The sequence below is a fragment of the Mesorhizobium sp. M0898 genome (assembly GCF_040319695.1).
Lineage (GTDB): Bacteria > Pseudomonadota > Alphaproteobacteria > Rhizobiales > Rhizobiaceae > Mesorhizobium.
This window is the reverse complement of record NZ_JAMYOE010000001.1, coordinates 90,846-110,888: the sequence shown is the minus strand read 5'-3', so window position 1 is coordinate 110,888 and position 20,043 is coordinate 90,846. Positions and strand designations below refer to the sequence as shown.

The 20,043-nt window shown below is 61.7% G+C and carries 21 protein-coding genes; 15 read left to right on the top strand and 6 right to left on the bottom strand.

Annotated elements, in window-relative coordinates; all coding sequences use genetic code 11:
* Window positions 1–2: 2 nt before the first annotated feature.
* The gene (locus NKH90_RS00555; protein ID WP_352613750.1) at window positions 3–1,391 is read right to left on the bottom strand and encodes an SPOR domain-containing protein; all 1,389 of its coding nucleotides are present in this window, start codon (window positions 1,389–1,391) and stop codon (window positions 3–5) included.
* A gap of 298 nt (window positions 1,392–1,689) precedes the next feature.
* Here NKH90_RS00555 and NKH90_RS00550 point away from each other — a divergent pair, with 298 nt between their 5' ends.
* The 3 genes from NKH90_RS00550 (at window position 1,690) to clpA (ending at window position 5,095) form a co-directional block, all read left to right on the top strand.
* Window positions 1,690–2,019: a phasin family protein gene (locus NKH90_RS00550; RefSeq protein ID WP_352471661.1), complete on the top strand. Its 330-nt coding sequence runs from the start codon at window positions 1,690–1,692 to the stop codon at window positions 2,017–2,019.
* Window positions 2,020–2,293: 274 nt separating this feature from the next.
* On the top strand, window positions 2,294–2,620 hold the full coding sequence (clpS, locus tag NKH90_RS00545) for an ATP-dependent Clp protease adapter ClpS (RefSeq protein WP_023717744.1): 327 nt from the start codon (window positions 2,294–2,296) through the stop codon (window positions 2,618–2,620).
* Window positions 2,621–2,626: 6 nt separating this feature from the next.
* The gene (gene clpA / locus NKH90_RS00540) at window positions 2,627–5,095 is read left to right on the top strand and encodes an ATP-dependent Clp protease ATP-binding subunit ClpA (RefSeq protein ID WP_352816516.1); all 2,469 of its coding nucleotides are present in this window, start codon (window positions 2,627–2,629) and stop codon (window positions 5,093–5,095) included.
* 96 nt (window positions 5,096–5,191) lie between these two features.
* Here the strand turns inward: clpA and NKH90_RS00535 are convergent, their stop codons facing one another.
* From NKH90_RS00535 to NKH90_RS00520, 4 genes are all read right to left on the bottom strand, one after another.
* Complete coding sequence (locus NKH90_RS00535) at window positions 5,192–5,623, bottom strand: HIT family protein (RefSeq protein ID WP_023674923.1); 432 nt, start codon at window positions 5,621–5,623, stop codon at window positions 5,192–5,194.
* Window positions 5,624–5,743: 120 nt separating this feature from the next.
* On the bottom strand, window positions 5,744–6,958 hold the full coding sequence (locus NKH90_RS00530; protein WP_352766614.1) for a GNAT family N-acetyltransferase: 1,215 nt from the start codon (window positions 6,956–6,958) through the stop codon (window positions 5,744–5,746).
* A gap of 40 nt (window positions 6,959–6,998) precedes the next feature.
* The gene (locus tag NKH90_RS00525; RefSeq protein WP_352816512.1) at window positions 6,999–7,727 is read right to left on the bottom strand and encodes a glycerophosphodiester phosphodiesterase; all 729 of its coding nucleotides are present in this window, start codon (window positions 7,725–7,727) and stop codon (window positions 6,999–7,001) included.
* A 14-nt stretch (window positions 7,728–7,741) separates the two neighbouring features.
* Window positions 7,742–8,206: a RidA family protein gene (locus NKH90_RS00520; RefSeq protein WP_352448812.1), complete on the bottom strand. Its 465-nt coding sequence runs from the start codon at window positions 8,204–8,206 to the stop codon at window positions 7,742–7,744.
* A gap of 138 nt (window positions 8,207–8,344) precedes the next feature.
* On the opposite strand from NKH90_RS00520, the gene NKH90_RS00515 reads away from it, so the two are divergent.
* The 5 genes from NKH90_RS00515 (at window position 8,345) to tsf (ending at window position 12,972) form a co-directional block, all read left to right on the top strand.
* On the top strand, window positions 8,345–9,172 hold the full coding sequence (locus tag NKH90_RS00515) for a cell envelope integrity EipB family protein (protein WP_023674927.1): 828 nt from the start codon (window positions 8,345–8,347) through the stop codon (window positions 9,170–9,172).
* Window positions 9,173–9,307: 135 nt separating this feature from the next.
* Window positions 9,308–10,606, top strand: a complete 1,299-nt coding sequence (locus NKH90_RS00510) for a lysophospholipid acyltransferase family protein (protein WP_352816510.1) — start codon at window positions 9,308–9,310, stop codon at window positions 10,604–10,606.
* Between the two features lie 42 nt (window positions 10,607–10,648).
* On the top strand, window positions 10,649–10,927 hold the full coding sequence (locus tag NKH90_RS00505) for a DUF4031 domain-containing protein (RefSeq protein WP_352682960.1): 279 nt from the start codon (window positions 10,649–10,651) through the stop codon (window positions 10,925–10,927).
* Window positions 10,928–11,131: 204 nt separating this feature from the next.
* Window positions 11,132–11,929 carry a 30S ribosomal protein S2 gene (rpsB, locus tag NKH90_RS00500; RefSeq protein WP_031211288.1) on the top strand — a complete coding sequence of 266 codons (798 nt, stop codon included), beginning with the start codon at window positions 11,132–11,134 and terminating at the stop codon, window positions 11,927–11,929.
* A gap of 119 nt (window positions 11,930–12,048) precedes the next feature.
* Complete coding sequence (gene tsf / locus NKH90_RS00495) at window positions 12,049–12,972, top strand: translation elongation factor Ts (RefSeq protein WP_352471655.1); 924 nt, start codon at window positions 12,049–12,051, stop codon at window positions 12,970–12,972.
* On the opposite strand, the gene NKH90_RS00490 is transcribed toward tsf, so the two are convergent.
* On the bottom strand, window positions 12,962–13,912 hold the full coding sequence (locus tag NKH90_RS00490; protein ID WP_352816507.1) for a LysR family transcriptional regulator: 951 nt from the start codon (window positions 13,910–13,912) through the stop codon (window positions 12,962–12,964). The genes tsf and NKH90_RS00490 overlap by 11 nt on opposite strands.
* A gap of 114 nt (window positions 13,913–14,026) precedes the next feature.
* Between NKH90_RS00490 and NKH90_RS00485 the strand changes: the two genes are divergently transcribed.
* The 7 genes from NKH90_RS00485 to rseP all read left to right on the top strand — a co-directional run bounded on the left by NKH90_RS00485 (window position 14,027) and on the right by rseP (window position 19,954).
* Entirely contained in the window at window positions 14,027–14,455 is a 429-nt protein-coding gene (locus NKH90_RS00485; RefSeq protein ID WP_352816504.1) for a nuclear transport factor 2 family protein, read from the top strand.
* Between the two features lie 54 nt (window positions 14,456–14,509).
* Entirely contained in the window at window positions 14,510–15,616 is a 1,107-nt protein-coding gene (locus NKH90_RS00480; RefSeq protein WP_352816501.1) for an aldo/keto reductase, read from the top strand.
* 131 nt (window positions 15,617–15,747) lie between these two features.
* A complete protein-coding gene (gene pyrH / locus NKH90_RS00475) occupies window positions 15,748–16,470 on the top strand; it encodes a UMP kinase (protein WP_023674934.1) in 723 nt (240 codons plus the stop codon).
* Between the two features lie 91 nt (window positions 16,471–16,561).
* Window positions 16,562–17,116, top strand: coding sequence for a ribosome recycling factor (frr, locus tag NKH90_RS00470; protein WP_084640965.1), 555 nt, complete (start codon window positions 16,562–16,564; stop codon window positions 17,114–17,116).
* Window positions 17,117–17,148: 32 nt separating this feature from the next.
* Window positions 17,149–17,871 (top strand): isoprenyl transferase, encoded by a 723-nt coding sequence (locus NKH90_RS00465; protein WP_023674936.1) that lies wholly within the window; start codon window positions 17,149–17,151, stop codon window positions 17,869–17,871.
* A gap of 3 nt (window positions 17,872–17,874) precedes the next feature.
* Window positions 17,875–18,708: a phosphatidate cytidylyltransferase gene (locus NKH90_RS00460; RefSeq protein ID WP_352448820.1), complete on the top strand. Its 834-nt coding sequence runs from the start codon at window positions 17,875–17,877 to the stop codon at window positions 18,706–18,708.
* A 103-nt stretch (window positions 18,709–18,811) separates the two neighbouring features.
* Window positions 18,812–19,954, top strand: a complete 1,143-nt coding sequence (gene rseP / locus NKH90_RS00455) for an RIP metalloprotease RseP (protein ID WP_352816498.1) — start codon at window positions 18,812–18,814, stop codon at window positions 19,952–19,954.
* Window positions 19,955–20,043 lie beyond the last annotated feature (89 nt).

Sequence of the window (20,043 nt, the reverse complement as noted above, 5' to 3'; positions counted from 1 at the left end):
GCTTACTGATGGACGGCGTAGCACTCGATCTTCTTCTTTTTCAAAGCGTTGCAGGCCTTCCAGGCAGCCGTCTTCGAACCGAAACCACCGAACCGGGCGCGGTAGTAGGTGACACCGTCCTTGTCGAAGGCGACGGTGAAACCGGAGGCATCGGTCAGAACGGAGGGCGCCTGCTTCGTCGCCTTGTCGAGGAAAGCCTTCGCTTCGGCCTGTTTTGGCGAAGAGGCGACCTGTATTGCCCAGCCGGATGGCACCGACGCCGTGCTGACCGGATCGACCTCTGCCGCCGGTTCGGCATAGGCTGCGGCGACCCGGGCTGTCGCCACGTCGTCCACCGTCGACACAGCCGCCGTCTTGACCCTCTTGGCCTGAACGACCGGAGCGGTCTCTTCGACGACGGGCGCATTTTCCTCGACAAGAGAGGCAACGGCATCGTCGTCCGGCTTACTGTCCGGTGTCGGCGCGTCATGCTTCGGTAGAAGCACCTTGGCCAAGGCTGAAATCGGATTGCCGCCGCCGGCCTTGGCAATCAGCACGCCGCCGCCGCGCGACGACGCCTGCGGCATGTAGGCATTGATCAACCCGGCCATCTGGCTGTCGCGGCTGCCTCCGGACCTGCCGCCCATGACCACCGCTACGATGCGCCGATCGCCATCCGAGACCGAGGAGACCAGATTGTAACCGGAGGCGCGGGTGTAACCGGTCTTGATGCCGTCGACGCCCTTGATGCGTCCGAGCAGACGATTGTGGCCGTTGATGCGCTGCCGCCCGTAAAGAAAGGAGCGCTGCGAGAAATAGCCGTAGTATTGGGGGAAATGCTCTCTCAGGGCGATGCCGAGCATCGCCATGTCGCGCGCGGTCGTGAACTGGCCGGGATCAGGCAAGCCGTTGGCGTTGCGGAAAACGGTTCCCCTCATGCCCAGCGCCCGCGCCTTGGCGGTCATCATACGGGCGAAATTGGCTTCGTTGCCGCCGAGCATCTCGCCAAGCGCCGTTGCGGAATCGTTTGCCGATTTGGTCACCATCGACAGGATCGCGGTCTCGACCGTGACCGAGCCGCCCCGCTTGACGCCGAGCTTCGTCGGCGGTTCGGCAGCGGCATTGGCCGAGAACACGACCGGGGAATTCTTGCTGATCCTGCCCTTCGCCAACGCCTCGAACGTCAGATAGAGCGTCATCATCTTGGTAAGCGAAGCCGGATAGCGCCGGCCATCGGCATCCGACGAATAAAGCACCTTGCCGGTCTTGGCATCGATGACGATGGCCGCCGACTTGGCCGCCATGGATGAGGCCGCGTCCGCGACGACGAAGCTCATCGCCATGGCGAGGATCATGATCGTTTTGAGGGGGGACGCGGATTTGGAAACGAAGCCCGACAACGCCTTACGCACTGATAGTTCCTTTGAATTTCCGTTGCCTTGGAGGCGGCAAAGGGTCCTGCCTCACCTCCGGCCACGCTAACGCGGGCAGCGTTACCAATCCGTTTATGGTAACCGCCGCGTTCACCATTTTCTGTGGGATTGAGCTTCTCTTTATTCGAATCTTAGCGATTGCCGGCAGCTCACGATCCGCATTGCAGCGGGAATCTTGACTTTTGTGCACTGCACAATATATTTACACGCATTGCACAACGCGGCCCGGACAAGCCGCGTCTATCGTCCAAGGCAACCGTTCAAGGGAATGCGTGAAATGACCCAGACCTATGAAGATTTCAGCAAATACGGCAAGGAATTTGCGGACACCGGATTGAAGAGCTTCGCCTCGCTGTCCAAGGGGGCGCAGGCTATCGCCGCCGAGGCGGGTGAGTACACCAAGAAAAGCTTCGAAGCCGGTAGCGCCGCTGTCGAGAAGCTCTTTTCCGCCAAGTCGCTGGACAAGGCGATCGATATCCAGTCCGACTATGCCAAGCAGTCCTATGAGAGCTTCGTCACCGAGGCCACCAAGCTTGGCGATCTCTATGCCGAACTCGCCAAGGAAGCTTACAAGCCGTTCGAATCGATCGTCGCCAAGGCGAAGTAAATTCGACGAACATTCCGAGCCGGCCCTTGGGCTTGCAAAGACAGACCCGGTCGCGAACGCGCGGCCGGGTTTTTTCATGCCAGCTCGAAATCGGGGGCCTGCGGTCTTCACGATTTGAAAAATCGGTCAAGTTTGGCCACCTAGCCATATTGTCAGCTAAACAGAAGGGCTTAAAATCGTCCATCGAACACCTACATGTCGAGCATGCATGAGGATTCGAAAGAGGCAGGACTACGTGACTATAGGTTTGACTGCCACGAGCTACGTGGTGCGAATGCAGAACGGCAGCAACGGCAATGAGGCCGGTCGCGGCACGGCCGTCATCACGCGCACAAAAACCAAGACCAAGAAGCCCAGTCTGTATCGGGTCCTCATTCTTAACGACGACTACACACCCATGGAATTCGTGGTCCACGTGCTGGAGCGCTTTTTCCAGAAGGACCGCGAAGCCGCCACACGCATAATGCTTCATGTTCACAATCATGGGGTGGGCGAGTGCGGGGTCTATACATTCGAGGTGGCCGAGACCAAAGTGTCTCAGGTCATGGATTTCGCCCGACAGAATCAGCATCCGCTGCAATGCGTGATGGAGAAGAAGTGAGGTAACATGCCGGCTTTCTCCCAAGGCCTGGAAAAGGCGCTTCACCAAGCGCTGACGCTCGCCAATGAGCGGCACCATGAATATGCAACCCTTGAACATTTGCTGCTCGCCCTGATCGACGACACCGAGGCGGCCGCCGTCATGCGTGCCTGCAACGTCGATCTCGACGAGTTGAAGCATACGGTCCTCACCTATATCGACACCGAGCTCGACAACCTTGTCACCGGCTACGATGAAGATTCCAAGCCGACTGCCGGTTTCCAGCGCGTCATCCAGCGCGCGGTGATCCATGTGCAGTCGTCAGGCCGCGAGGAAGTGTCCGGCGCCAACGTGCTCGTCGCCATCTTCGCTGAGCGCGAGAGCCACGCTGCCTACTTCCTGCAGGAACAGCAGATGACCCGCTACGACGCGGTCAACTACATCTCGCATGGCATCGCCAAGCGCCCCGGTGCTTCCGAGACGCGGACGCCGCGCGGCGCCGACGACGAGCAAGGCAGCCAGAGCGGAGCCGAGCCGCAAGAGGAAGGCGGCAAGAAGAAGCAGCAGCAGGACGCGCTGACTGCCTATTGCGTCAACCTGAACAACAAGGCCAAGGCCGGCAAGATCGATCCATTGATCGGTCGCGAGAGCGAGATCAACCGGACCATCCAGGTGCTGTGCCGCCGCTCCAAGAACAACCCGCTCTATGTCGGTGATCCCGGCGTCGGCAAGACGGCAATCGCCGAAGGCCTCGCCAAGCGCATCGTCGAGGGCGACGTTCCCGAAGTGCTGCACAATGCCACCATCTTCGCGCTCGACATGGGCACGTTGCTGGCCGGCACCCGCTATCGCGGCGATTTCGAGGAGCGGCTGAAGCAGGTCGTCAAGGAGCTCGAGGATTATCCCGGCGCCGTGCTGTTCATCGACGAAATCCACACCGTGATTGGGGCAGGGGCCACCTCCGGCGGGGCCATGGATGCGTCGAACCTGTTGAAGCCGGCGCTGTCTTCGGGCGCGATCCGCTGCATCGGCTCGACCACCTACAAGGAGTTCCGCCAGTTCTTCGAGAAGGACCGCGCGCTGGTGCGGCGCTTCCAGAAGATCGACGTCAACGAGCCGACCGTCGAGGACGCCATCGAGATCATGAAGGGCCTCAAGCCCTATTTCGAGGAGTTCCACAAGGTCCGCTACACGAGCGAGGCGATCAAGGCTTCGGTCGAGCTCTCGGCGCGTTACATCAACGACCGCAAGCTGCCGGACAAGGCGATCGACGTGATCGACGAGACCGGCGCCTCGCAGATGCTCGTGCCGGAAGCCAAGCGCAAGAAGACCATCGGTATCAAGGAGATCGAAGCGACGATCGCCACGATGGCGCGTATCCCGCCGAAGACGGTTTCCGCCGACGACGAGAAGGTGCTGCAAGGCCTCGACATCGAGTTGAAGCGCGTCGTCTACGGCCAGGACACCGCGATCACCGCGCTGACTTCGGCCATCAAGCTGGCGCGGGCCGGCCTGCGGGAACCGGAAAAGCCGATCGGCTCGTACCTGTTCTCGGGTCCGACCGGTGTCGGCAAGACGGAAGTGGCCAAGCAACTCGCCGCGTCGCTCGGCGTGGAGCTGATCCGCTTCGACATGTCGGAGTATATGGAACGCCACACCGTTTCGCGGCTGATCGGTGCCCCTCCCGGCTATGTCGGGTTCGACCAGGGCGGCCTTCTGACCGACGGCGTCGACCAGCATCCGCATTGCGTACTGTTGCTGGACGAAGTCGAGAAGGCGCATCCGGACCTGTTCAACATCCTGTTGCAGGTCATGGACCACGGCAAGCTGACCGACCATAACGGCAAGCAGATCGACTTCCGCAATGTCATCCTGATCATGACCACCAATGCGGGCGCGTCCGATGCGCAGCGCGCGGCCATCGGTTTCGGTTCGACCAAGCGCGAAGGCGACGATGTCGAAGCGATCAACCGGCTGTTCACGCCGGAGTTCCGCAACCGTCTCGATGCGATCATTCCGTTCGGCTCGCTGCCGGTGCCGGTCATCCATCAGGTGGTGCAGAAGTTCGTCATGCAGCTGGAAGCGCAGCTTTCCGAGCGCGGCGTGACATTCGACCTGTCGCAGGATGCAATCGCATGGCTGGCCGACAAGGGCTATGACGAGCGCATGGGCGCCCGGCCGCTTGGCCGTGTCATCCAGGAGCACATCAAGAAGCCGCTGGCCGACGAGGTGCTGTTCGGCAAGCTCAAGAAGGGCGGCACGGTGCGTGTCACCGTCGAGAAGAAGGAAACCGGCGAGACCGGCCTGAAGCTCGAATCGCTCGCCGACGAGGCGCCGGTGAAGCCGAAGAAGGAAGAGCCGGACGACGCGCCGAAGGCCAAGAAGGCCGTGGCGAAGAAGCCCGCCGCGAAAAAGGCGGTAGCGCCGAAGCCGGAGCCGAAAGGCAAGGATGGTGGCAAGCGCAGCCTTGTGCCGCAACTGCCGCGTAAGAACTGACGAATCCACAAGTCAAAAAAAGCCCCGGCACCGGGGCTTTTTTTTATGACATTTTCCGGTTAACCGCCCGGCGCCCGCCAGGGCGGTTGCGCCGGTTCAGCTTGCCAGCGCCATCCGTATCTTGCCGGCGTTTTCGGCCAGGACTTCAGGCTTTTCCATCTGTCCGCTGTGCGGTTTCAGGGGAATGCCGTCGAAGCGCGGAATGACATGGACGTGAAGGTGAAAGACAGTCTGCCCCGAAGCTGGTTCGTTGAACTGCATAACCGTGACGCCATCGGCATCGAAGGCCTTCTTTACGGCCCGCGCAACTTTCTGGACGTGAACGAAGAGCGGGCCAAGCACCGCCGGATCCGCGTCAAGCAAGTTGCGCGACGGCGCTTTCGGCACCACCAGCGTGTGACCCTGTCCTTGCGGCATCACATCCATGAAGACAATGACCGCGTCATCCTCGTAGACGCGGTGCGAAGGGATTTCTCCGCGCAGGATTTTGGCGAAGATGTTGCTGCTGTCATAGGTTGCTTCGGCCATGGCGCGCGCTCCGATTCTTGGCTCGCTGTCTCGTGTAGCGAAGCTGTTCCGGGCGGGCAAGACGATCGGTCGACATCGGCCGTGCCGGCCCGCTCGGCTGAGCGATTGGGGCTCGCTACTCTACTCCGCCATGTCCTTGCGGAACGGGGTGTGCTCTTCCAGATATTCGCTCATCCGCTCGACTTCGCGCCGCTCGCGCTGGAGGTAGTCGGCCACTGCATTGCGCAGACCTGGATGGGCGATGTAGTGCGCCGAATGCATCGTCACGGGCCGGTAGCCGCGCGCCAGCTTGTGCTCGCCCTGCGCACCGGCTTCAACCACCTTCAGCTTGCGCGAGATGGCGAAATCGATCGCCTGATGGTAGCAGACCTCGAAATGCAGGAACGGGTGGTCCTCGATGCAGCCCCAATTGCGGCCGTAGAGCGCGTCTGAACCGATGAAGTTGATGGCACCTGCAATGTAGCGCCCGCTGCGTTTGGCCATGACCAGCAGAATGTCGTCGGCCATGCGTTCGCCGATAAGTGAGAAGAAATCGCGGTTGAGGTAGGGCCGGCCCCATTTCCTGCTGCCGGTATCCATGTAGAACGCGAAAAAGTCGTCCCAGGCCTTTTCGGTCAGATCCTTGCCGGTCAGCCAGTCGATCGAGATGCCGTCGGCGAGGGCCTCGCGCCGCTCTTTCTTCATTGCCTTGCGCTTGCGCGAGGCTAACGTTGTGAGAAAATCGTTGTAGCTCGAAAAGCCTTCGTTGAAGAAGTGAAACTGCTGGTCGGTGCGATGCAGGAAGCCGGCCGCCGCCAATACCTGGACGTCGTCCTCCGGCGCGAAAGTAACATGCGCGGAAGACACGCCGAGCTTATCCGTCACCGCCTTCAGGCCGGTCGCAAGACCGGCCTTGACGGTGGGGATGTCCTCGCCCCTGCCGACCAGCAGGCGAGGGCCGGTGACGGGTGTGAACGGCACCGCGCATTGCAGCTTCGGATAGTAGCGCCCGCCGGCGCGTTCGAACGCGTCCGACCAGCCATGGTCGAAGACATATTCGCCCTGGCTGTGCGACTTCAGATAGCAGGGGACCGCTCCGAGCAACATGCCTCGCGCGGTTTCCAGCCTGAGGTGATGGCCTTGCCAGCCTGTGCGCCGAACAGCGCAGCCGGAATCTTCCAGCGCGCTCAAAAAAGCGAATGAGACAAGCGGGTTGTAGCCGTATTCTGCATCGCCGCGTGTAGTGCCGCCGAGGCTGTCCCATTCAGCGCTGGTAAAAGCGCCGATGCCCGCGGCGATGCGGATCGACAGCTCCGCATTCGCCGTTTGTCTTTCACAGTCGTCCCCTTGATCCATGAGGCTTACTTAAGCTCGCTGCGGACCCATACAAGCCCGCTCAGGCAAGCCGTACCAGATCGGGCTCGAATCCTTCGAACGTCATCTGGTCGGCATATTTGAAGGTCAGGTCGACGGCAGGCTGGTCGTGCACGGTCCAGGTGATCACCGGCATACCGAGTCTCTCTCGCACGAAGGAGACGAACCGGTTCGGCAGGTCGCCGGCAGCGTAGGAGGTGAAGGCGATGTCATGCGCCAGCATGGCGAAATGCGCCTCGATCAGGTGGTTGTCGTTGCCGTAGGCGGTCAACCCGCCGGGTATGCCGGGTGCATATTTCGGGAACTCGCGGATCAGCCAATGGTCGAACGACATGATCGCGGTCTTGCCCTTGTAATGCTTGAGCATCTTGCCGACGCTTTCGACCAGGCCTTCGTCATGCCCGGCAGCACCTTTCAGTTCGACAACCATCGGCACACGGCCGTCGACCAGATCAAGCGCCTGCTGCAGCGTCGGCAAATGGTCGGCGGTGCCGCCGACCTTCAGCGCCGTGATCTCTGCAGCCGTACGCTGCCAGACGAAGCCGTCCTCGCCGGTCAGCCGCCGCAGATCGCCATCGTGGATGATGACGGGGACGCCGTCGGATGACAGGTGCACATCGCATTCGATCGCGTAGCCGCGCTCGGCCGCCGCAACGAAGGCGGAAAGGGTGTTCTCCCAGCGCGTCTTGTTCATGTCGTGGAGGCCGCGATGGGCGACGGGCCGGGCGGTCAGCCAGGAAAGATCGGTCATGGTTGCAGTCCCGGTCATTCGACTTCGAAGATCGCTTCGATTTCCACTGCGGCATTAAGCGGCAGGGAGGCGGTGCCGACGGCGGAGCGAGCGTGCTTGCCACGATCGCCGAGCACGGCGGCGAGAAAATCCGAGGCGCCGTTGGCAACCAGATGCTGTTCGACAAAATCCGGTGCCGAGGCGACGAAGACGGTGATCTTCACCAAGCGACGGATTTTCTCGAGATCGCCAAGTGCCGCCTGAGCCTGGGCCAATATGTTGATCGCACAGTATTTTGCGGCTTCCTTGCCGGTCGCGGTGTCGACATCGCGGCCAAGCAGTCCGCTCGCCTGGAGCTTGCCCTCCTTGAGCGGCAACTGCCCGGCGGTGAACAGCAGATTGCCGGTCCGGCAATAGGGCACGTAATTGGCGGCGGGCGCGGCGGCGGCCGGCAGCGTCACGCCGAGATCGCTTAGCCGCTTTTCGATTGTTTCGCTCATGCTATTTCCCTATTGCTTGAAGGTGCCGCGCAGGCCGGGCCGAAATTGCTATTTTTGCCTCGCTTCCGCCACGACTTTTTTTAAGCTGGACCATCTTTCCATGCGGCTTGCCACTAGCCGCGATGATCGGAGCACCCCATGCGCGCAACGCGCCTCGCATTCAACGCCGTTCTCTTGACAGCGGCTTCCTGGGCGGCTCCCGCTTTTGCGGTGCCTGCGCTGCAGGCGCATCGTGCTGTTTACGACATTTCACTCGACAAGGCTTCAGACCGTTCCGGCATTACCGGCATCACCGGCCGCATGGTCTACGAGTTCAACGGCTCGCCTTGCGAGGGCTATACGGTAAAGTTCCGTTTGGTGACCCAGATCGTAACCAGCGACAACACAAGGCTGACCGACCAGCAGATGACCACCTTCGAGGATGCCGAGGGCAAGACCTTCTCCTTCGTGAACAAATCCTTTGTCGACCAGAACCTCGACAAGGAGGTCAAGGGTACCGCAACGAAGGAAGCCAACGGTCTCAAGGTCGATATCGACAAGCCCGAGAAGAACAGCCTGGAACTCGCGCCGACCCAGTTCCCGACCCAGCAAATGGTCGAAATGATCGGCAAGGCGGAAAAGGGCGAGCGTTTCTACGAAACCAACCTGTTCGACGGCTCTGAGGACGCCAACAAGGTGGTGACCACCACCGTCGTCGTCGGCAAGCAAGCCGATGCCGACAATGCCGATCCGGAAGCGCCGGCGCTGGCCAAGCTCGCCACCGACAAATACTGGCCGGTCGACATCGCCTATTTCGATGATGCCGACAAAGGCGGCGAGGAGGTGCCGGAATACCGGATCAGCTTCAAGCTGCACAAGAACGGCATCACGCGCGATCTCGTCATGGACTATGGCGAGTTCTCGATGACCGGCAAATTGGTCAATCTGTCACTGTTCGATCAGCCTAAGACCTGCCCGTCTAAATAAGCTCGAGTGAACGGCAAGCCGCCGGCCGCTATCCGGGATAGTAGCGCTTAATCTTGCGGGGCAAGTCGCATCGACTTGAGCATGCCGCAATTGCCTATCAACGTCTTATGACGGTATGCGCCGCGGGGGAGCAGGTTGAGCAGGATCGACGTTTTTGTGGCGCCGCGGCCCAATGCGATGCTGATCAACGCTATGACATTGGTCAACCGGATTGTCATGCTGCACGGCATTCCAGGCTTTCGCGACCTGTTGCCATTCAACCGTCTGGCCGGTTTGCGCGGCGTCGCCAATGTCCGCCACATCGATTTTCCAGAGGATGACCGGCAAAGGCTGAAGGCTTGTTGCGGCGCGGGCAAGGCGACGTTCATCACGCCCAACCATCCCGAATTCTTTACCGACTGGATGATCGACAAGGAGGTCGTCTCGCGGGTAAGCCCGCTGGCGGCATCCTGGGCCACGCACGGCGTCGTCAACGGGCTTGGCCGGCTGATGCAGAAATTCTGGTTGGCCAACAATCTGATCGCGCAAATCCCGGGCAACAGCGCGGCCGCCAAGGAACATTCGGTGGCCTGGGCGCTGAAGGGGCACGGCGTGCTCCTGCATCCCGAAGGCGGTGTCGGCTGGCATGCCAACATCATTGCCCCGCTGCTGCCGGGCGCGGTCGAAATGGGGTTCGAGGCGTTGAAGCGCGGCCGCCTGACGGATCCGGATTTCAAGGTTTGGATCGCGCCCGTGATCTGGAAGCTTGCTTTCACGGGGAATGTCGAGGCAGCGCTGGCAAAGGAATGCGCCTATGTCGAGCACAGCCTGAAGATCGAACGCCGTGCCGCCGATTCGCTGCCGGAGCGCATCCATCATATCTATGCGACGTTGCTGTCGCGCGATGAGGCTGCATATGGCCTGCGGTCCGATGAGCGGGCTTCGTATGACGCACGTCAAAAGGACCTGCTGACCGAACTCGGCCGTCGCCTTGCCGAACTTGTCTCGGTCGACGCCGGCACGCTCGACAATGCCGACCTTTTGCGCCGTTCGCGGCGCTGGCTGCGGGAAAACACGGATGGCAGCGGAAGCCAGAAGCAGGTCCGAATGCTGGCGGATACAATCCAGCGCCTGCAGCGTGTCGGGCGGTGGGCTTCAGCCAACCCGCGCATCACGCAGGAGGAGATCGCCGAACATTTGAAGCGGATCCGCAACGATTATTGCAAGGGTACGCTGCGCGATACGATCAACCGTTTCGTGCCGCAGCCGGCAGGCCCACGCCGCGCCTATGTCCGGGTACCGGAGCCGCTAGGCTTGCACGCCTATCAAGGCTCCGTCGAGGAGGCACTCGCCGAACTGCACGACCGGATGCAGGAGACCGTCACCAAGACGATGACGCAACTCGAGGCTGGCGGCGGCTTCATTTTCTATGCCAATCCCTTCTATCATCGTTAGCGGTGTGTTGGTCGGCGCAAGATGAAGGAGTGCGGCAAGCCTGTGGCGGTCTATGTCGATGCGGCGATCTGGAAATGGGTCGGCCACCGCTGGTGTCATCTGCTGGCAGACGACACCGACGAGCTGCATCGCTTTGCCGGGCAGCTCGGCATCAAGCGCGCGTCCTACCAAGGACCGCCGAAGACATCGGCACCGCACTATGACATAACCGGGTTCGAGCGCGACCGCGCAGTGCGGTTAGGCGCCATCGAGTGCAGCCGCGAGGAGATCGTCGCCGTTTTCCGGCGTGTGCGGGTGCCGAAGGGGAAGATGCGGGGATGACACTGGTGCGCTGATCGCCGCGCGCTGAACCACAAGATGCCACAACGCTTGCGTTTGTCGCGCTTCCCCTCTATATGCGCGCTCATTCCACACACGGACTTTGGTGTCTGCCCGGGAGAAATCCGGCTGAAACCTCCGGTGGCGTTCGAGGACAAAGTCCAAAAATGCCTGTGTCCGTGGAGGCTAACCGGAAAGGAAATAAGAATGGCTCTGCCTGATTTCAGCATGCGCCAGCTATTGGAAGCTGGCATTCACTTCGGCCACCAGACCCACCGCTGGAACCCGAAAATGGCGCCCTATATCTACGGCGCCCGCAACAACATACACATCATCGACCTCTCGCAGACGGTGCCTTTGCTGCACCAGGCGCTGAAGCAGGTTTCCGACACTGTTGCCAAGGGCGGCCGCGTGCTGTTCGTCGGCACCAAGCGCCAGGCCTCCGACATCGTCGCCGATGCCGCGCAGCGCTCGGCCCAGTACTATGTCAACTCGCGCTGGCTCGGCGGCATGCTGACCAACTGGAAGACGATCTCGAATTCCATCCAGCGCCTGCGCAAGCTCGACGAAATGCTGGCCGGCGAGGCTCAGGGCCTGACCAAGAAAGAGCGCCTCAACCTCGACCGCGAGCGTGAGAAGCTCGACAAGGCGCTGGGCGGCATCAAGGATATGGGTTCGACGCCCGATTTGATGTTCGTGATCGACACCAACAAGGAAGCGATCGCCATTCTCGAGGCCAAGCGTCTCGGCATCCCGGTCGTTGCCATCATCGATTCCAACTGCGACCCGGACAAGATCGACTTCCCGATCCCCGGCAATGACGACGCGGCCCGCGCCATCCAGCTGTATTGCGATTTGATCGCGAAGGCAGCTATCGACGGCATCGCCCGTCAGCAGGGCGCGCTCGGTGTCGATATCGGCGCATCGGTCGAGGCTCCGGTCGAGCCGGCGCTCGATCAGACCCCGGCCGCCGAGAGCCCGGCAGCCCAGACCCCGGAAGCATAGTAGCGAAGGCCGGCTGCGGCCTTCATCTTTCCAATATGTTGGCGCGGTAAGCGCTACCAGCACCAGGCGCATCATCGAAAATCGATGGTGCGTCAGTGCATTTAGACAAAGAGGCGACAATGAGCATTTCGGCTGCACAGGTCAAAGAACTCCGCGACTTGACCGGCGCGGGCATGATGGACTGCAAGGCGGCGTTGAACGAGACCAACGGCAATATGGAAGAAGCCATCGACTGGCTGCGCAAGAAGGGCATTTCCAAGGCCGACAAGAAGGCTGGCCGTACCGCTGCCGAAGGCCTGATCGGCGTAGATTCCGGCGTCCGCGAGGCAGCGATCGTCGAGGTCAATTCCGAGACGGACTTCGTTGCCCGCAATGCTGCGTTCCAGGAGATCGTCGCCAATGTCGCGAAGGTCGCGCTTGCCTATGGCGGCAAGACCGAGGCCGTTGCCGCCGCTCCCTATCCGGGCTCGGGCAAGTCGGTCGCCGAGACCATCAAGGACGCTGTCGGCACCATCGGCGAGAATCTGGGCTTCCGCCGCTCGGCCAAGCTCACCGTCGAGCACGGCGCTGTCGCAACCTACGTTCACAATGCGGTCGCCGACGGCCTTGGCAAGCTCGGCGTGCTGGTGGCCATCGAGACGACAGGCAACGCGCATGCCGCCAACGCCTTCGCCCGTCAGGTTGCCATGCATGTCGCTGCCACCAATCCGATGGCCCTGACCACCGAAGAGCTCGATCCGGCCGCAGTAGAACGCGAGAAGGCGATCTTCGCCGACCAGGCGCGCCAGTCCGGCAAGCCGGAAGCGATCATCGAGAAGATGGTCGAAGGCCGTTTGCGCAAGTTCTATGAAGAGGTCGTGCTGCTCAAGCAGGCTTTCGTGCTCAATCCCGACATTACCGTCGAGAAGGCGCTGAAGGATGCCGAGAGCGAAATAGGCGCGCCAGCCAAAATCGCTGCCTATCTGCGCTTCGCGCTCGGTGAGGGTATCGAGAAGGAAGAGACCGATTTCGCGGCGGAAGTCGCGGCAGCGGTCAAGAAGTAACTATTCGTTTGAAAGGCTTTTTTCGGCCGGGTATCCGCGAGGATGCCCGGCCGATTTCTTGCACGGTGTCGATGAAGGCGCGGAGCTTCGGGGCCATCGCGGCGCGGCGCGGGAAATAGAGGAACAGTCCCGGTTCCTCGATCGATGCCTCGCCAAGGACTTCGACCAGCCGGCCTGCCTCGATGTCAGGCTTGACAAGCGGCTCGAACAGATAGGCGAGGCCGATGCCGGCAAGCGCCATTTCCCTTGCCGACAGCGGATCGCTGACGACCACGCTGCCGCGTGTCTCGACGCTGATATCCTTGCCCTGATCGGATAGATCCCAGTGATAGAGCGCACGTGATCGCAACAGCCGATAGCCGATGCAGTTGTGCGCGGCGAGATCGGCCAACGCCCATGGCCGCCCGCGCCCGCCGACATAGGCCGGCGAGGCAACGATGATGCTGCGGAAAGGCCCTGTCAGTCGCACCGTCACCATATCCTCGGCGATCATCTCGCCCAGCCGGATGCCGGCGTCGAAACCCTCGCCGACGATATCGCTCAGACGTTCGTCGGTGACGATCTCCACCGTCACGTCAGGGTAACGTTCCGCCATCGCCGTCAGGATGGGCATCAGCGCCAGAGGCAGCGCCAAACGCGGCGCGTTGATCCTGAGCAGTCCGCTTGCCCGGCCTTTGACAGAGCGGATACGTTCGATCCGGTCGGCAATGTCTTCCAGCGCCGGCTCCGCCGCAGCGACAAGCGCGGTGCCAGCCTCGGTCAGCGAGACGCTGCGCGTGGTGCGGGCAAACAACGGCTGGCCGATTCGCTCCTCTACCAGCCGAACCGCATGGCTGACCGCTGACGGGCTCATGCCGAGCTCGGCGGCTGCCGGCGCGAAGCCGCCACGTCGCGCGACGGCAACGATTATAGGTAGGTGGCTAAGCAGATCGCGGTCCATTCATGCATGATATCGCATAGTCCATTCGGATAATGCAATCTTATCGGTGGGGAAAGGAGGGCGCATCTTTGGCTGCATCACACGGCAATCGCCGAGCAGCCAAGGAGACGTCTAATGACCGACCTCGATTCCGAACGAACCCGTAATCTCGAGACCGTGCGTAAATTCTTTGATCTGATGCACCGCAACGACATTGAGGCATGGGGCGACCTTTGGGCTGAAGATGGCCGTATACTTGTCTTCTACCCACCGGCAGGATTTGGAAACAGCATCGATGGTAAGGCCGCGATCCTGGCGGCCTTCCGAGGCCTCTTCGGTAATTTCGAATCCTTCGATTCGCAGCTGACAGCCATCTATCCGGCAGCGGATTCGGACGCGATCGTCGTTGAGTACAAGAACCGCGCGGTGCTGATCGGCGGCACTGAATACACCAACAGCAATATCGCGATTTTCCACTTCAAGAGCGGTCTGATCAGCGCCTACCACGATTATTTCGATCCGCGCCGCTTCCAGGTGGTGGTCGGTGCGCTGGCCAAGGCCTGACTGCGTATCCCAGGCAAGACCTCAATCCCGCTTTTCAAACTGCAGGAGAAATCCATGACCATGTCCTACTACACGCTCGGCAACAGCGGGCTGCGTGTCACCCGCCTGGCGCTCGGCACCATGACGTTCGGCACGGAATGGGGCTGGGGCGCGGAGAAGGAAACCGCGCGCGCCTTGGTTGATGCCTATGTCGAAGCCGGTGGCAATTTCTTCGATACCGCCGATCTCTATACCGGTGGCACGGCCGAAACCTGGCTCGGCGAATTCATCGCCGAGCGTGGGCTGCGCGACAAGTCGGTGATCAGTACCAAATTCACCTACAACGCCGAACCGGGCAACCCGAACGCCGGGGGCAACGGCCGCAAGAACATCCTGCGGGCGATAGACGGTTCGCTGAAGCGGCTCGGCACCGACTACATCGATCTCTACATCCTCCATACCTGGGACAGGCTGACGCCGCCGGAGGAGGTGATGCGGACGCTGGACGATCTGGTGCGCGCCGGAAAGATCCGGCATGTCGGTCTGTCCGACGTGCCGGCCTGGTACGCAAGCCGGGCGCAGGCCGTCGCCGAGCATCGCGGCTATGAACCGGTTTCGGCGCTTCAGCTCGAATATTCGCTGGCCGAGCGCAACATCGAGCACGAGTTCGTACCGTTCGGCACGCGCTATGGCGCCGGAATCATGGTCTGGAGTCCATTGGCCAGCGGCCTGCTCAGCGGAAAATACCGTTTCGATACAGTCGTCGAGGATGGTGGCCGGCTGGAGACAATGCGTGGTTCGACCAATCCCGGTTTCCAGAAATTCACCGATCGCAACTGGCAAATCGTCGCCGAACTGGAGAGGGTTGCCGGCCAGCTCGGCCGCAGCATGGCCCAGGTCGCCCTGAACTGGACGGCCAACAGGCCAGGCATTGCGTCCGTCATCGTCGGCGCCACCAGGCTTGACCAGCTCAAGGACAATCTCGGCGCGCTTGATTTCGACATTCCCGAAGATCTTCGGGCACGGCTCGATGCGGTGAGCCGGCCGGTCACGCCCTTTCCGTATTCGTTCTTCGGCCCTGAAATACAAGGCGGCCTGACCGGTGGGCAGGCGGTTGGCGGTAAGCCGGCAAGCTATCTGCCGGATCTGCTCATGCGAGGCACTTTTGCCGGCGTGAGCTGACGGCTATCCAGGTCCACGATCTCAACTTCCGGCTCGGGCGCCGGGGGGCCTAGCGGCGCCCTTCGTGTATCGGAACGCCCAGTGTTTCGGGGCGCACCGAAACGCGTCACACGCACGATGACGAGGACCAGATGACGGTGAAGCCCCTCTACCGACGTGTCTTGCTGAAAGCGTCGGGCGAAGCGTTGATGGGCGAGCAGCATTTCGGCATCGACGTATCGGTGGTCGACCGCATCGCCGCCGACATCGCCGAGGCCCGCGCATTGGGCATCGAAGTCGGTGTCGTCATAGGCGGCGGCAACATCTTCCGTGGCGTCGCGGTTGCGTCAAAAGGCGGAGACCGCGTCACCGGCGACCATATGGGCATGCTTGCCACGGTTATCAATTCGCTGGCGCTGCGCACCTCGCTCAACAAGATCGGCGTCGACGCCGTGGTGCTGTCGGCGATCGCCATGCCCGAGCTTTGCGAAAGTTTTTCGCAGCGTCAGGCGACCGCCTACATGAACCAGGGCAAGGTCGTCATCTTCGCCGGCGGCACCGGCAATCCGTTCTTCACCACCGATTCGGCTGCAGCCCTTCGCGCCGCCGAGATCGGCGCCGATGCTCTGTTCAAGGGCACCCAGGTCGATGGTGTCTATTCGGCTGATCCCAAGAAGGACCCGCATGCGACACGTTTCGAGCGGATCAGCCATGACGAAGTCATCAAACGCGGGCTTTCGATCATGGATACGGCGGCGATTGCACTTGCGCGCGAAAACAACATTCCGATAATCGTCTATTCGATCCACGAGAAGGGTGGCTTCGGCGATATCCTGAGGGGCGGCGGCCGTTGCACGGTTGTCGCAGACGATTGACCGGACCATGAACCCGAAAGGGACCGGTTGCGGATGAGGCTCGAACAGGGCCTAAGCAGTGAACCCGGGTTAACGGGTCGAGGAGACGATGATGAGTGGCGAGTACGACGATCTCAAACGGCGCATGGACGGGGCGATCGCCGCGTTCAAGCATGATCTGGCTTCGCTGCGCACCGGCCGCGCGTCGAGCAACCTGCTCGATGCCGTCCAGGTGCAGGCCTATGGCACCACCATGCCGATCAACCAGGTGGCAACAGTGTCGGTGCCGGAACCGCGCATGATTTCGGTTTCGGTCTGGGACAAGTCGATGGTCAGCGCAGTCGACCGCGCCATCCGTGAAGCCAATCTCGGCTTCAATCCTATCGTCGACGGTACCAATCTCAGGATTCCGCTGCCCGAGCTCAACGAACAGCGCCGCAAGGAGCTGGTCAAGATCTCGCACGGTTATGCCGAGAATGCCCGCGTCGCCGCACGCCACGTTCGCCGGGACGGCATGGACTTTCTGAAAAAGGCGGAAAAGGACGGCGACATCAGTGAGGACGACCATCGCAAACGGGCCGACCAGGTTCAGAAACTGACCGACGAGACAATCAGCACCATCGACCACCTGCTTTCCGACAAGGAAGCGGAAATCATGCAGGTCTAGGGTCTGGCCACGCCTGGCCCGGAAGCGAGAATATGGCAACGCCCGCGCATGTCGCGATCATCATGGACGGAAACGGACGCTGGGCCAAGGCGCGCGGCTTACCGCGGCTGGCCGGTCACCGCGCCGGCGTCGAGGCGCTGCGCAAGACAGTGCGCGCCGCACCCGGCCTCGGCATCTCCTTCCTGACCGTCTACGCTTTTTCGTCGGAAAACTGGTCACGGCCGAAATCCGAAGTCAGCGACCTCATGGGCCTGCTTAAGCTTTTCATCCGACGTGACCTCGCCGAGCTGCACCAGAGTGGGGTGCGGATCAGGGTCATCGGTGACAGGGCGGGGCTGCAGCCCGACATAAGGGGGCTGCTCGAGGAAGCCGAAACGCTCACTCTCAGCAACGAGGCGCTGACACTGGTCATTGCCTTCAATTACGGCGGGCGCGACGAGATCGTGCGCACCGCGCGCAAGCTCGCAGCGGCGGTGGCGCGCGGTGAGATCGAGAGCGAGGCGATCACGGCCGATTCCTTTGCCAGCTCGCTCGATACAGAGGGCATTCCGGACCCGGAACTGGTCATCCGCACCAGCGGCGAGCTTCGGCTGTCCAACTTTCTGTTATGGCAGGCAGCCTATAGCGAACTCGTTTTCCTGCCTTGCTACTGGCCCGACTTCAGTCGCGAGCACCTGTCCGATGCACTGCGCGATTTCGCCGGCCGCGAGCGCCGCTTCGGCGGACTTGCCGCCCAAGATGTCGCCTCAGGCTGAGGAATGAGCAACCTCCAACTCCGGGTCATTTCGGCCGTCGTGCTTGCCATCGTCACGCTTGCCCTGACCTGGCTCGGCGGACTGTCCTTCCGGTTGCTTTGCGCTGCCATGGCGGCGGTCATCTTCTACGAGTGGACGCGGATGAGCCGCCCCGTTGCCCCGGCAGGTGCTGGTGCTACGGCAGGTCTCGGCTTTCTGCCCGAGGCGCTGATCGTGGTCTTTATTGGTGCCCTCGTCGCCGGCCTGCCTGCGTCTTTGCTGCTGCCGCTCGTCGCGGCTCTGGTTGCTGTCACTGCCGTCGCTTCTTCCATGCGCAGGGCAGGACCGTGGGAAGCATCCGGCCTTGCCTATGCGGCCGTGTCCGGCTTGTCGCTGGCCTTCCTGCGTGACGGCGACCATTCAGGGCTGCTGGCCATTCTGTTCCTATTCGCCGTGGTTTGGGCGACCGATATCTTTGCCTATTTCGTCGGCCGCTCCATCGGTGGTCCAAGGCTGGCGCCGTCGATCTCGCCGGGCAAGACGCGGAGCGGGGCGCTCGGTGGGTTGGTCGGCGGCGTAGTGGCCGGGCTGCTTCTGGCCGCCGTAGCCGGAACGGGCAACCTCGTCGTGCTTGGCGTGGTCGCACTGGTGCTTTCGATTGTCGCGCAGGCCGGCGACCTGTTCGAATCATGGGTCAAGCGACGCCACGGCCGTAAAGATTCCGGCACGCTGATACCCGGCCATGGCGGCATCATGGATCGGGTAGATGGGCTTGTCGCGGCGGCTTTCGCCCTATACGTCATCGGCTGGATTTCCGCGACCGCCGACCATCCGGCACAGGGGCTGTTTCCGGTTTGAACGGCATCGTCGGTGGGCCGGCGCAGGCTGCGCCATGGATTCGCCTGGATTGATGTCACAGTCGCGGCGTGATCTGTGCCGTGGATGAATTTGAGGGCATGAATTGAACGAGATTTTTAACGCGGTTTTCAGCACAGAGGGCTTTGTCCTCGGCACGCTGGTGCCTTTCCTGTTCGTGCTGACCGTGGTCGTTTTTGTCCACGAAATGGGCCATTACCTCGTCGGGCGCTGGTGCGGTATCGGCGCAAAAGCCTTTTCGATCGGTTTCGGCCCAGAGATCATCGGCTTCAACGATAGCCGCGGCACGCGCTGGAAGCTTTGCGCCATACCGCTCGGGGGCTACGTCAAGTTCGTCGGCGACATGAACGCGACGTCGAGCCAGCCCAGCTCCGAGGAGATCGAGGCGCTGAGCGACGAGGAACGCAAGGTCGCCTTCCACACGCAGCCGATCTGGAAGCGGGCGGCGACCGTCGTGGCGGGGCCGCTGTTCAACTTCCTGCTGACGATCGCCGTCTTTGCCGTGCTGTTTTCCGTCCATGGCCGGCCCGTGCTGGAGCCGATGGTGGCTGAGGTCACTGTCGGCAGTCCGGCCGCCGCGGCCGGCATCATGCCCGGCGACCGATTCGTCAGCGTCGACGGCAGCAAGGTCGAGACCTTCGCCGACGTCCAGCGTCTGGTCTCTGGCCGCGCCGGCGACAGCATCACCTTCGTCATGCTACGCGCCGGCAAGGAAATCACCGTCACGGCAACGCCGCGGTTGATGGAACAACAAGACGCACTGGGCAACAAGGTCCAGGTGGCCGTGATCGGCGTCGTCAACAACAAGGAACTCGGCCAGCCGCGGCTGATCACCTATAGTCCGGCCGGGGCGATCGGGGCAGCGGTCCAGGAAACCGGACACGTCATCCAGCGTACCGGCCAGTTCCTGCAACGTTTCGTTGTCGGTCGCGAGGACAAGTGCCAGCTGGGCGGCCCCATCAAGATCGCCAAGATGTCGGGTCAGGCGGCAAAGCTCGGCTTTGAATGGCTCGTGCAGCTTGTTGCATTCCTGTCAGTCGGGATAGGGATTCTCAACCTTTTGCCGATTCCCCCCCTCGACGGAGGGCATCTTCTGTTCTACGGCGTGGAGGCTGTCATCCGGCGGCCGGTGTCCGAACGCATGATGGAAATGGCTTACCGAAGCGGCCTCATATTGGTGCTCGGGTTCATGGGCTTTGTTTTCTGGAACGATCTGTTTGGGTGCTGAAATCATGAAGGAATTTGGCTTCGGCACGAGCAATGTTGAGACGCCGTTTACCATGCGTGGGGATATGCGTGACGCGAAAGCCACGCCGC